Annotated in this window: 6 protein-coding genes; 5 read left to right on the top strand and 1 reads right to left on the bottom strand. The window is 60.3% G+C overall.

Annotated elements, in window-relative coordinates:
- Positions 1 to 847 precede the first annotated feature (847 nt).
- Both HDG37_RS05745 and HDG37_RS05740 read left to right on the top strand, forming a co-directional pair.
- Positions 848 to 2,059 carry a ParA family protein gene (locus HDG37_RS05745; protein ID WP_167368785.1) on the top strand — a complete coding sequence of 404 codons (1,212 nt, stop codon included), beginning with the start codon at positions 848 to 850 and terminating at the stop codon, positions 2,057 to 2,059.
- Positions 2,056 to 3,030 (top strand): ParB/RepB/Spo0J family partition protein, encoded by a 975-nt coding sequence (locus tag HDG37_RS05740; protein ID WP_184045131.1) that lies wholly within the window; start codon positions 2,056 to 2,058, stop codon positions 3,028 to 3,030. Before HDG37_RS05745 ends, HDG37_RS05740 begins: the two co-directional genes overlap by 4 nt.
- A 2,030-nt stretch (positions 3,031 to 5,060) precedes the next feature.
- Here HDG37_RS05740 and HDG37_RS05735 read toward each other — a convergent pair.
- Entirely contained in the window at positions 5,061 to 7,256 is a 2,196-nt protein-coding gene (locus tag HDG37_RS05735) for an alpha/beta fold hydrolase (protein WP_311541053.1), read from the bottom strand.
- 982 nt (positions 7,257 to 8,238) lie between these two features.
- Between HDG37_RS05735 and HDG37_RS05730 the strand changes: the two genes are divergently transcribed.
- The 3 genes from HDG37_RS05730 to HDG37_RS05720 are packed head-to-tail and all read left to right on the top strand — an operon-like array spanning position 8,239 to position 13,768.
- Positions 8,239 to 9,213, top strand: coding sequence for an efflux RND transporter periplasmic adaptor subunit (locus HDG37_RS05730; RefSeq protein ID WP_184045129.1), 975 nt, complete (start codon positions 8,239 to 8,241; stop codon positions 9,211 to 9,213).
- Complete coding sequence (locus HDG37_RS05725; RefSeq protein WP_184045127.1) at positions 9,210 to 12,269, top strand: efflux RND transporter permease subunit; 3,060 nt, start codon at positions 9,210 to 9,212, stop codon at positions 12,267 to 12,269. The genes HDG37_RS05730 and HDG37_RS05725 overlap by 4 nt, the downstream gene beginning before the upstream one ends.
- Positions 12,266 to 13,768 carry an efflux transporter outer membrane subunit gene (locus tag HDG37_RS05720; RefSeq protein WP_184045125.1) on the top strand — a complete coding sequence of 501 codons (1,503 nt, stop codon included), beginning with the start codon at positions 12,266 to 12,268 and terminating at the stop codon, positions 13,766 to 13,768. The genes HDG37_RS05725 and HDG37_RS05720 overlap by 4 nt, the downstream gene beginning before the upstream one ends.
- Positions 13,769 to 13,825: the final 57 nt, after the last annotated feature.

Genomic DNA, 13,825 nt, shown 5'->3' with positions numbered 1-13,825 from the left:
CCTTTTCAACCTCGTTCCCAGTAGCTGCACAACCCACCTCACCTTCGCGATTTGGCGCAGTGACAAACACATCGAACCTCACCTTGGTGGGGAATCGGTCTCACCTTGCTGCACAACCAACCGCACCTTTGAGCACAGCGAACCTCACCTTCGACACAACGCACCTCACCTTTTGGAACTTAAGTGCTTGAACCGATTGAATAGTGTTTGGTTGCGTTGGTTTGTGGGTTTGTTCTCGGTTTTAAAAAAAACCTACCAACCCGGCACACACAAATAAATGCGGCTGAAGATTGCGCGATGCAGCATGGTGAGGTTGATTGTGCGAAACGTTGAGCGGCTTTGGAGGAGCTGCTGCCAAGGTGAGGTTGGTTGTGCTGCTACGGTGATTGGTAACACTTGGTGATGAGCTGAACCTCTGGCTGACGACCCGGCGCTGGTGTGTTGCCGCTTCTGTAGGTGAGGTTGATTGTGCATTTGCGTTCCAAGTGCGGGGAGCGCTCGCAGGGAGTGGCGAAAATCTAACAATGGTGAGGTCGGTTGTGCAGAAGATTGCCGGACCGCTCTTTCAGGAAACGAGAAAGTGCACAAATGACCTCACCAAGTGCCTAAGTCTCGAGCAGGTGTGCCGACTCCGCTAAGAGATTTGCGAAGAAAGGTGAGGTCATTTGTGCCTTCGAGGACGCAGTGTTTCGAGGGTCGTTTAGTTTCCATGGCGATTCCGCAACAGAAAACGGTCTGGAAATACAGAAATTTGCAGAAAATCCGCATAAAAACAGTAATTTAAAAAGCTATTTTCAAGTATTTCCTGTATTCTGAGGTTTCTGGAATTTTATGGAAAAACCTCAGAATGGTCAGAACGAGCCAACTTCCTGCCGTAGACCGAACCGTTCACTTTGAGCAGATCAGTGAGTTCGCAGAAAAAGTCACCATTTTCACTAATGAGCTGCGTGACACGATTCTGGCTCCGCGTCCTCGAAAAACGGCTCCCGTTTTCAAGACCGGCGAGATTGCCGAGATGTGCAACGTCTCACACTCGCAGGTTCAGTATCTCGCGACAAAAGGCGACGGAGAACTGCCTTCGGGCACGGCGGCAGGCACGGGCCGTACCCGGACCTTCACGCTGGAGGAGGCGCGGATCTGGGTACAAAAGATTTCCGACATCTACCAGACTCCACTGGTCACGCGCCTGAAGGAGCCAGACGGGAAGATCATTATCACCGCGCAGCTCAAAGGTGGCTCCGCCAAGACGACGACGACGATGTGCCTCGCCCAGGGGCTGTCGCTGCGGGGACGCAAAGTGTTGGTGGTTGATCTCGACCCGCAGGCGTCGCTTTCGGAACTGTGCGGACTGTACGCGGAAAAAGACGTGACGCCTGAAGACACAGTATTGCCGTACGTCTACGACCAGGACATCGAAGGTGGCCTCGAGGGGCGGGTCCAGTCGACGTACTGGGATGGCATCGACGTGATTCCTGCGCACACGGAACTGATTGGAGCAGAGTTCCATCTGCCGGCGATGCAAAAGATGCGACCGGGTTTTCGCTTCTGGACCGTGCTTCGTCAAGGGCTCGAGCCGCTGCGCAAGAAGTACGACTACATTCTCATGGATACGTCGCCGTCGCTGTCGTACCTCAATCTGAACGCGCTGATGGCCGCGGATGCCATGGTGATGCCGATGGTGCCGGAAAACCTGGACTTCATCAGCTCGCTGTCGTTCTGGCGACTTTTCTCGGACGTGTCCAAAAGCTTTATCAAATTCGAGACGGACAAGAAGTACGACTTCGTGTCGCTGGTGTTGTCGCGGGTCGATTATGGGCGGAACTCGTCGGCGCCGATCGTGCGCGCGTGGGCGCAAAGCGCGTACGAAAACTGGCTGCATTCGATCGAGGTACCGGCGAGCTCGGTGATGAGCACCGGGGCGTTGGCGTTCTCGACCGTCTTCGACATCAGCAGCAATCACAGCGCGGCCAAGTCGCTGCAACGCGTGCGGCAACCTCTCGTCGACTACTGTCGCTGGATCGACGAGATCTATTCGGAAAAATGGAGGAACGCGCAATGAGCAATATGCGAGAACAGTTGCTGGCCAAGACGTCCGGCATTCGCAAAACTTCGTCGATCAACGAGGACGAGGTGAAGCGCAGCAACCGCACGCAAACGGCGCCCGGCCTTGCCGGCGCGCTGGCCGTTGCGCAACTTCGCGTGCAGGAACTGGAATCGACTGGCGTCGCATCGCAACTGGCGGTTGCTGGCATCTTGCCGAACCCTTGGCAGCCGCGTCGCGTGTTCAACGAAGCAAAGTTAGCCGAGCTTGCGGAGTCGATCCGCGAAGTTGGACTGATGCAGCCGATCGTGGTCCGTCGTGTTGCGGACGACTATCAGATCGTCGCCGGCGAACGACGCTGGCGTGCGCACAAGATGTTGGGGCTGGACACGATCAAGGCCGTGGTTGCGGATTGCTCCGACTCGGATATGGCCGTGCTCGCAATGGTTGAAAACATTAGCCGCGACGACCTTGCTGACTATGAAATCGGCGTGGCGATTCGTCGATCGGAAACAGAGTTCCCGAATCGCAAGCGACTGGCGGAAGCGATGGGATTGTCGCGGGCAGGTCTGTATCAGTTCTTGTCGTTCGACAATCTGCCGGACTTCATCAAGAAAGATCTCGATATTCAACCGCGACTATTGGGCGGGACTGCGGCGCAAGCAATTGCAGCGGCTATCAAAAAACATGGCGAGGATGGCGTTAAAGCCGCTCGCGAAATTTGGCCTCTGTTGGTGAGAGGCGAAATGGATCAGGGCAAGGTCGCGGCGGGAATCACCGCCCTGGCGACCCGGCAGACGACGTCGGGCGGTACCGGCGGACGCAGCATCGAGAAATTTTTCGCGGGACGAGAGCACGCTGGGAGCATCACCAAGGATGTGAGTAACTTCACGATCAAGATCAAGACCGGAGTGATCACCGAGGCGCAAGAAGTTCAGATACGACAGTTGATCGGACAGATGTTCCAATCGCAGCCGAAGACGAGCTAATTGGTGGTTCGGTTGTAGTGTTAAAAGGCCCGCTTAGTGCGGGCTTTTTTTTGGGTCAATCAAATCGGTCCACTCGAAGAGTGTCTAGAGTCTAGACACTCACTCCGCAGCCCTACCTTTGCGCCATCCGGTGTCTAGACTCTAGACACTCTTGACGACGTACCCCCGATGCCGATGAAAGCGTGCCGCGTCCGCGCGAACGTACATCCTTCGTGCCTTGCACGACCCGTGGAGCGATTCGCGCAGTATTGCGTTCGCAGCGATCTCGCAGGCACCTGCGGCGGCTCAGCCGCTCGCCATGAGCGAGACAGCCAATGACTGGGGATTTCTGATGCATCCATTGAGCCGGGTTCGGCTGCTTCGTTGACGGTCGCATTACCCGGAGCACATACAAAATCGCACAGGCGACATATGACGGACGGGATGGAGGGCCAGCCCTCTGTACCATCCACGGTCGTTCTCAACCCAATGCCGCATCAGCGCGTTTCCCCGAGACGACTCGACTCCGCTATCGTCGGTCCCAATCTTCTCAATGAGAAAGGTCGCGGCCCTTAGTGCGCGACGTGCATTGCACATGGTTGTCCGTGAACACCTGTGTTCATGATGGCGCTTTCGGCCGTAGCAAACCTCGGCGAAGATCGTCGACGCCCCGCAAGAATGCTTCACTCTCCCGGTGTACCTCAGGCAATGAACGCGCGCAGCGTTGACGCCACCGCTTATCGACCGCAAAGTCGGCAGTCGTTCTGCCGGAAAAGCTGTTCCGTACGATTAGCAATGAAAGCGGCACGAACAAACGCGCAAAGGAAGGCTGTGAATGGGGCTTGCCTTAGCGAACAGACGACATGCGTCAAGATCCGGCGGGAGCCAGTTATTACTGGAACGTCGCGTTAAGGCACCCCGAATCATGTATCACGCGTTCTCTCAAACGGTGCAGTCGCCGTTCCGCAAACGGTGTTCGATCGACGACCAGAAAGTCAATCGCGAACGCCTGCCGGCCGCGATGAATTGGCCGTAATCGCGGTGAACCAACATCCCACCGTCGTCAAGAGAGGACACTCTAAAGATAGTTGATGTCGGTCTCACGCCTACCGATTTACTTACCCGCCGAGGAGACGCCCAGGTAGACGTACTCGAAGGTATGCATCGCGACCGCGCCGATCATTTTTGGGCAAGCACCGGAGCAATGAGTGACTCGACCGCAACGAATGATCTCCGTCCAATCGTATGTCACGCCACACGGATGGGCCTGCGTCAGACCACTCGTTCAGCGCGAAATCAACATCGCTGCTCTCAGAGCATCCGCAAGAAATCCGTCGGACGATGGACGGCAGGATAGGTGAGGGCAGGCGCGCAAATTTCGCGAACGTAAAGAGTTTCTCCCGGCCCGCCCCGTGATATTGATAGCAAGACGATCGCGCGTCCGCAATGCGAGCGACTGTCAACCGCCACGCGTGTGGCCAACTTGAACTTCAGCAGATGCAGCAGTCGCGCATCGGCAACCTAACAATATGCGGGGACAGAACAACCGGTCCACTTTTGCGAACTAAATATCGAAAAACGAGTGACTCTTAGCCAATACGATCGAGAATTTTCGATTCTTCGGCCAATCTCGCCAACCGACACTGCGTGAAACATAACAAAACATCTTTTATGCGCGCCAACCTATTGTTTTAAAAGACTTTTTTCACCAATTCGCGCCATTGTTTCACGCCAATCAATCAAATTGGTGCACGATACCCGATTACTCCCACCAAACGGCGACAACGCGCCAGAATGAACACACATGCCCCGCCAATCCGTAACATTCAATACGTAATTTGTAGCGAAAGAATTTCGAGCGGCCGTCGCGATCTTTCGAGCGTTCCGCCGACCTGACCGCTCATCCGAACCAATCTTCCGCTCCTGCCTCGATCACGCTGGCTTGATTCGGGACGCTGTACCAGTGATTCGAACAGAGCCCAGCAACCGCAAGCTCGTCAAGTCCGAGCCCAAGTCCGAGCCGCCGCAAAAGACAGCTGGCCCCTCCGCCCTCACTTCGCTATCCGAGCCTCCCCGCAAACCTCCCCGCGCTGATCGATCTGCGCAATATCCTCATGCAAGATCCGCCGAATCTCAAGGATCGCCCGCGGCGTCTCCTGCACACTGTGTCCAGCAACAATCACCTTCTCCGACAGCGCGCCCACGAGATGCGCGCTGCGATAAGGGACCACGCCATCATCGGAATCTTCGAGCGGTCCGTTTTCGCGGCGCCGCGCGATGATCGAATGGAAGCAAACCTCGGGGCTGATCGGCAACTGCGACGTCGCGCGAATCAACGGATCGGTTTCGCGCAGTTGTTCGATGCTGTTAGGCACATGGAAGGTCCGTCCCTGCGGTTCGATGTTCGTCGCCGTCTGCATCACTTCCTCGATCTCGTTCAGCAGGGCAAGCGGCAGACGCACGAGGTTGGCCGCCCAGCGCGACAGCCGGTTGCTCGCGAACGGCGTGCCTCGATGGGGGGCCGCGATAAATATGGCGCGCTCGATTTGCGGCATCGGCGTGAAGTTCAGTAGCCGATCGAGCCGCTCGTCCTCGCGATCGATATCGGTGCCCTCGGGCACGTATTTGTCCTCGAACGTCGCCCAAAGCGCGTCGCCGGAAGTCGACACGAGCAGCCGCGCCAGAACGCCGCCCATGCTATGACCAATCAACACCATGCCATGCGACGCCGGCGCCGTACCGTCTGGATCGAAGTGCGCGAGCGTCTGCTGCGTGGCGCGGCGGATGCGCGCGAGGTTGACCAGAATCGGCACGTTGGTCGGGTAGTAGACCTGCCACACCTGGAAATGCCGGCGAAGCACTTCATCGCCCTGAATATCGTTGGCGACGTTGACCCATGCCTCGGGGCTGCTCGCGAGGCCGTGCAGCATCAGAATGATCCGTCGATTGGGATCGAACGGTTGCATCATGTAGATGCGGGGCGTATCGATACCGTGTGCGCGTCCAAACAGCGTGCGCAACGATTGCCCGGCGAAGCCGGAGCGCGCGAGCCAGATGCTGTAGCCGGCGCTGAAGTTGGCCGAGAGTGGCACAGTCTGGCCGTGTCGCTCGACACTGTCTTCGCGATACGGATCATAGACGGACAGCACGAGCTCATGCGAGGCAAGCACCTGTTCGAGCGTGCCCTGGCTGAACCAGATCAACGCGGTGACGTTCGGCGACGGCATCTCGCGGAAAAAGCGCGACGCCGGCCTTGGCCGACCCGCGGCTGCTGAAGACAGGCCGGGGTTGAACGGTGCGCTCGCGGGACCATCGACGCGGGCGGACACACGCGTGTCGGCGCGGGCATTGCCACCCGCATCGCCACCCGCATCGACGTCATCTTCAGGCGTCGGCACGTTCATCACAGCAACGAGTTCCGCCCCCAAACCATCGCGTCGATAAATGCTACGTATCCCCGCGAACGACAGCCGCGACGCCGGGATGACTTCGCGCGGTTCGCGCACGCCTTCGGGTAACCGGGTTCGGCTCAGGTCGAGATGAATGGACCAGCCTGCGATGTACTGCGTGCCCGGCACGCCGTTGCCGGCATCGGTAGCGAGCGCGCCACGCAGAAACAGCGCGTGGGCAAGCTCCTGCACCGCGTAGTTGTAGTAGTCACGGACCTGGGTCTGACGATCTTCGAATGCACATTCGCCAGCAGTGCGTTCACCGAGGAACAGAAACGCATACGCGAATCGCGTGGCCCTGAGCCACAGATCGAATTGCGCGTCGCTCCAATCGCTGGTGTTGGCCGGCGTGTTGGTGATGGCCATCAGCAACGACAGTTCGGCGAGGCTCGACAATCGCCGGTCGGTATTGATTCCGCCGACGGTCGAGATCGTATTGATGCAATCGAGTGGCTCACGTTGGCAGGTGTTCCCATCGAGTGCCGCGATGTGCAGGGTGTCTCGCGTCGCGGCGCTCAGACGGCCGGTCGACAGAATGTCGCCACGGCGCATCGCGATGTACTGCTCCGGGCCTTGCGAGCTGACGGTCACCATCGCGCAACCGCACAGAAGACTGCTGGTAAGCAGCGCGAGTGCCGCGCACCGCGATGTCCACGATGCGAGCGAGCGCGTCATGATGCGTCGAACCGGTTCGTGCGAGAGGGCAGCCGCGCTACGCCGATGCAAGCGATGAACGCTGGCGGCGGCCGCGACGTTGCAATTGCCAACTTTCTTTTCACGCAGAGTTGCGTCACCCATCGGCGAAACAAAAATTCCTTGAAACCTATAGCATTTTTCCCTATGGCATTTCGTGACTAGTACAGCAGAATAGCCATGCTGATATTTCATCAACAGAAGCCGAAGCAACCATAGAACGAGTCGGTATGACCGTAGCAAGTCGCGAATCGATTGACGGCTTGCGCACTGTTCGGCCATGATGCCTGTGACGAACTGAAAGGGGGCAATGACGCACGCATGACACGGGGAAAACACCGGTGAACTGCGCGAAGTCATGAACGCATATGACGGCTTTGATATACCGCTTAAGGTAAGCAATCGATACGATCGTGCTGCGCCTGTGAGGCTCTTGACAGCGAATTGTTTGGGAACTTTAATAATTTTGCAGCAAGGTTCAATCGAAGGGATCTGATTCAACGCTGCAATCCGCCCGCATATTCATTCGTCTTCAGGTTATGCGGAATCGTCGTGCATTCCATACAGGGCGGATTCGTCAATTTCCTCAGTCTTGTTTCGGCATGGCGAAGCAGTTTGGCAGTTCGACAGGATGCCTGATGAACGGAGCCGGAATGACGACACATAGGTTGCAGCTGTAGTCTGGACGGCCACAACACCATTGTCGCCGATAGACTGCTTTGAACGACGTTGCCGGTTCGACAGAAGGGATGCCGCTGTTCCTCGAGTCTGACCTGGCCGTGGAAGTCGCATCGGATGCACCCGTCGGTCCACTGTTATGGGCCCCTATGAATTGCTGAGCAACCTGTAGGGTCTCGTATTCGCCGGCCCGTGAGCTACGTTGCCGCTGGGCTTACGACATGGGTTGCGCCAGCAGTCAGCCGAGGACGTCATGAATGCAAACCGCTCCGATGCACCGCGGCCTCGCCGATCAGGCGGAATCGCACTGACCGGCGTAGTGTCGTGCGCGCTGACCTGCGCGCTTGTCGTTTCACTGTCGGGCTGCCAACGGCAGACCGAAACACAGAGTGGCGATACGAGGCCAGCCGTGCAGCTCACCAGGGTCGAACCGGCCGACGCTTCCGCCATTCGCATTTTTACCGGGCGGGTCGAGCAGACCAGCATCTCGCCGCTCGCATTCGAAGTATCGGGCCGCGTCGTGCAGATCGCGGTGCTCGAAGGCGCGTCGGTGAAACGCGGGCAACTGATCGCGCGGATCGACGAGGAACCCTACAAGCTGCAACTGCAACGCGCGAACGCGCAGTATCAGCAGCTGAGCGACAACCTGAAGCGCCAGGCGGTGCTGCGCAAGGACGGCATTCTGTCTCAGGCTGCTTATGAGCAGCTCTCGGCTTCCACGGACGCCGCACGCGCGGCACGCGACCTGGCGAGCCGCGACCTGCGCAATACCCAGCTCGTCGCGCCATTCGACGGCCGGATCGCTCGCCGCAACATCGAGATCCAGCAGGTCGTGCAGGCTGGGGCGCCCGCGTTCAATCTGGAAAACATCGGCCGTGCCGATGTCGGCGTCGATCTGCCTCAGAGCATTGCCGAACGGCTGTTCGTCGACAAGACGCTGAGAGCCGAGGCGTGGCTGCCCGGGCGGCCGCAGAACCGCTTCCCGCTCGTGTTCCGCGAACGGACCACGCAGACCTCGCCGACTTCGGCGGCCTACCGGCTCGTGTTCTCGATCGAAGGACCGCAAAGCACGATGCTGTTCCCCGGCATGGCGCTGCGCGTACAGATTTCCGAAACGGCGCGTCAGGTCGCGCAAAACGAGAACCACGGCTACTTCGCGATTCCGATCGCGGCGGTGTCGATCGGCGCGGACGGTCAGCGCCGTCTGTGGCGCTACGATGCCGCGTCCGGCCGTGTGCATGCGGTGCCGGTCAGCGTGCGCGAAATTCGCAATGACGATGTGGTCGTCGCGGGGGCGGTCGCGGCGGGCGACCGCGTGGTGGCCGGCGGCTCGCAGTTTATGAAAGAGGGAATGGCGGTTCGTCCAATGGATGCGCCTCAATGAACCTCGCGCGCCCCCTTATCGAAAAGCCGCTGATCGCGTGGGTTCTGACGCTGATCTCGCTGTTGGGCGGTATCTTCGCGTACTTCAACATCGGGCGGCTTGAAGACCCGAAGTTTACGATCAAGGCCGCGGTCGTCGTGACGCTGTATCCCGGCGCGAGCGCGCACGAAGTCGAGCAGGAAGTGACGGACCGCCTCGAAAGCGCGATCCAGCAGATGCCGCAGGTCGAGAAGCTGACCTCGCGTTCCATGCCGGGCTACTCGGAAATCCGCGTCGAGATTCGCGACCAGTACACGTCGGCGCAATTGCCGCAGGTGTGGGACGAGGTGCGCAAGTCGGTATCGGATGCACAGCCCCGGCTTCCGCCGGGCGCGGGACCGTCACTCGTGCTCGACCGTTTCGGCGACGTCTACGGGATGTTCTACGCGCTAACCGGCGAGGGCTACTCGCAGGCGCAACTGTATGAGTACGCGCGCGAACTGCGCCGCCAACTGCTGACACTCGGCGACGTGTCCGACATCGTGATCGCCGGTGAGCAGCAGGAGCAGATCTCGGTCGACGTCGACCAGTCGCAACTGATCGCCAACGATCTGTCCACCGACGATCTCGCGCAGACGCTGTTCCTGCAGAACGAGGTTCGGCCCGCCGGCCGCGAACGCGTCGGCGACCTGTCGTTGCGGATTGCGCCGACTGGATCGCTCGATTCGCTGCAGGCCATCCGTTCGCTGCCCGTCAACAATACACCGGGCCCGCTGCTGCTTGGCGACATCGCTCGCGTGAGCCATGGCTATGCGACGATTCCGAACCAGGTCATTCACTTCAACGGTCAGCCCGCGATCACGATCGGTATCAGCGCGCGGCCGCGCGTCAACGTGGTGAAGGTCGGCGAGAAGATCAAGGCGAAGCTCGCCGAACTCGAACGTGATCGCCCGATCGGCATCAAGCTGTACTCGCTTTACGATCAGCCACAGATCGTCGACGAAAGCGTACGTGGCTTCATCTTCGATGTGTTCCTGTCCGTGGCGATCGTCGGTGTCGCGCTGGGCATTGCGCTCGGCTGGCGCGCGGGCGTCGTGCTGGGCGTCGAGCTGTTCCTGTCGATCCTCGGCACGCTGCTGGTCATGTACGCGGCAGGCATCGAGCTGCAGCGTATCTCACTCGGCGCGCTGATCATCGTGATGGGCATGCTGACCGACAACAGCATCGTGGTGGTCGAGGGGATGCTCGTGAAGGTTCAACGAGGCAAGTCGCATCTCCAGGCGGCGACCGAGATTCTCAAACAAAGCCAATGGCTTCTGCTCGCGTCGACCATTGTGGGAATTCTGGCTTTCTCGGGCATCGGCCTGTCGCCGGATGCGGTCGGCGAATTCTGTGCATCGTTGTTCGCCGTCGCTGCGATTTCGCTGCTATTCAGCTGGGTGATCGCCATCGCCCTGACACCGCTGTTCGGCACGTATCTTTTCAAGCCCGCGGACATCATCGATGAAGACCCGTTCAAGTCGAAGCTGTACAAGCGCTATGGCGCGCTGTTGTCATGGGTCACCAGACGGCGCGTGCTCGTGGTCATCGGCCTCGTTGCGCTGACGGTGCTGGCCGGATGGGCGTTCCGCTTCGTCGCGCAGAGCTTCTTCCCCGCGTCGACTACGCCGATCTTTTATGTGGACATGCGCTTGCAACGCGGCGCCGATATTCGCGCGGTCGTCGAGAAGAGCCGCGAGGTGGAAAAGGTGCTCCTCAAGCATGCGGACGTCACCAACGTGCAGACGTATATCGGCTCGGGCGCGACGCGTTTCTTCCTCGCCTACGATCCGGAGACGCGTGATCCGTCGTACGCGCAGTTCATCGTCGGCGCGAAAGACCAGGGCCTGATCGACGACATGATTCCGGACATCGAAGCGGATCTGAAGAAGCGCTTCCCCGAGCAGCATTGGACGGTCACGCGGCCGAACTTCGGCCCCGGTGGAGGTGCGGCGATTCAGGCGCGCTTCTCCGGACCCGATCCGATGGTGCTGCGCCGCTTGTCGCAGGAAGCGCAGAACGTGCTGAAGGCCGACGGCCGCATCATCGCGATTCGCGACGACTGGGAGAACCCGATCAGCATCGTGCGGCCGGAATTCGACGAATCGCGGGCGCGCTCGCTCGGTGTGACGCGCCGTCAGGTTAGCGACACGATGGCTTATGCAACCGAAGGCCTGCGGGCGGGCATCTATCGCGAAGGCGATCAGCTACTGCCGATCATGCTGCGTTCGCCCGACTACACGCGTGGCGTCGCGGGTCTGCAGGACCTGCAGGTGTTCAGCGCGGGGCTGCGCCGTTACGTGCCGCTCGGCGACGTGGTCAACGGCTTCACGGTCGGTACCGAGGAAGGCCAGATCGCGCGCGAAAACAGGATTCGCACGCTTACGGTTTCGGGCAACCCGATCTATGGCCAGAACAGTGTCGACGCGTTCAACCGCATACGCTCGGGCATCGAGAACATCAAGCTGCCACCGGGCTATAGCTTCGAATGGGGCGGCGAGCACGAATCGTCGACGCGCGCGCAGCAGAGCCTGTTCCGTCAACTGCCGCTCGGCTTCATCGGCATGGCGCTGCTCGTGCTGATGATGTTCGGACGCCTGAAGCCGGCGCTCGTCGTGCTGCTCGTCGTGCCGATGTCGATCGTCGGCGTCACGCTCGGTCTGCTGCTATTTCGCGGCGCGTTCGGCTTCATGGCGTTGCTCGGTCTATTGAGTCTGATCGGCATGCTGATCAAGAACGGCGTGGTGCTCGTCGAAGAGATGGATTCGCAGATCGCCGCGGGCGTGCCGCGCATGCAGGCGGTGACCCACGGCGCGATGAACCGTCTGCGGCCGGTGATACTGGGGGGCGGTACGACGGCGCTCGGCATGGCGCCGTTGTTGTGGGATCCTTTCTTCAAGGACATGGCGATCACGATTATGGCGGGCCTTGTTTTTGCCACCGTGCTGACGTTGGTCGCCGTGCCGGCGCTGTATGCGATGCTGTTCTCGATCAGGCAGGCGGAATGGGAGCCGGGTCGACACCCGGAAGCAAAATGATCCGCGCGCGCCCTTATCTTCTCGCCATCGCGGCCCTGCTGCTCGAAGCCGGCTGTACGGGTTCATTGCAGCTGCAAAAGCCCGCCGCGTTTCCGCCGCAGTATTCGGAGGCGCAACCGGGCGTGGCGACACCGATGTCCGAGCAGCAGCTCGCGGCATGGTGGACCCAGTACAACGACCCGACGCTGAACAGACTGATCGATCTCGCGCTCGCGCACAACTTCGACATCGCGACCGCTTACGCACGGGTCGATCAGGTGCAGGCCGGGATCCGGCTGGCTCGCTCGCAACTGCTGCCGTCGGTCGGTGCCGGCGTGAGCGCTGCGAAGTACCACGGCGCCGAGACGCAGCTCGAATTCGCGGAATTCCTCGGCATCAACAATACCGATGCGCAGTTCTGGCGTGTCGGCTTGCAGGCGCGATGGGAGATCGACCTGTTCGGTCAGGGACGCGCAAGGCTCTCGGCGGCACGCGAACAGGCACGCGCGGCCGCGGGCGACGCGGAGGCGGTACGCCTGAGCGTGGTGTCGGGTGTCGCGGATCTGTACGTCACCTATCGTGGGCTGCTGCGTCAGCGCGCGATTTTGCTGCAGAGCCGCGCGATCGCGGACGACTTCGTCAACATCGCCGAGAAGAGCTTTAACGCGGGTCTCGTGCTGAGTACGGACATCGAAGCAGCGCGCGCCGGCCGCGCGCAGGTCGATGCGCGTTTGCAGGACGTGGAGAACGGCATCGCGCAGGCACGACTCAATTTGCAGAATCTATGCGGCGTGCAGCCCGCGGACTTCGCGGGGATTCTCGATCAAAGCGACACGCTGATGACCGCGCTGCCGCATATCGAGCCCGGCCAGCCGGTCGACCTGCTGATGCGGCGCCCGGATCTGATCGCGGCGCAGGCACGCGTGAATGCGGCGCTCAGGCAGTCGGATGTCGCGCGGCTCAACTACTGGCCGACCATGTCGTTGAGCGGTTTGCTTGCACGCAATGGTTGGGAGATCGCGGGTCAAAGCCTCGGGGCCAGCACGTTCTGGCTGTTCGGCGCGGCGATGGCGCTGCCGCTGATCGACTTTGGCGCGCGGCGCTCGCAGGTGGAGTCGTCGGATGCGCAGGCGCAGCAGGCCATGTTGAACTACGAAAAGACCGCGCTCGGTGCGTTCTATGACGTCGACCGTGCGCTGGCGCGTTTGAACCGGCAGGACGAGTTGTTCAAGGCACGCAATGAAGAAGTCATGCGTCGCACCACGCAGTTGAGCCAGGTGCGACGTCGCTACGAACTCGGCGATACCGGCCGCGTCGATATCGATCAGGTGCGGGTTGCGCTGCTCGAAAGCCAGTCGTCGCAGGCGAGGGAAGAGGTCGGCGAACTGCAGGCACAGTTCGCGCTGTTCAGGGCGATGGGAGGCGGCTGGTTGACCAATCCGCCAGTGGCCTCGAATACACGAGCGCCGACGGAACCCGCGCCCGCCACCGCGAGGGCACCGGCGCCGGCCTCAAAGTGAACGACCAGGAGGAGTGCGGTCCGGTACCCGCAAGGCCGTTGGCTTCAGTCGGGGAGG

Origin of the sequence: Paraburkholderia sp. MM5384-R2, from assembly GCF_014201025.1 — a bacterium.
In the GTDB taxonomy this organism is placed as follows: domain Bacteria; phylum Pseudomonadota; class Gammaproteobacteria; order Burkholderiales; family Burkholderiaceae; genus Paraburkholderia; species Paraburkholderia tuberum.
Note: the sequence above shows the minus strand (reverse complement) of the source record. Positions and strands in the feature narration are given on the sequence as shown.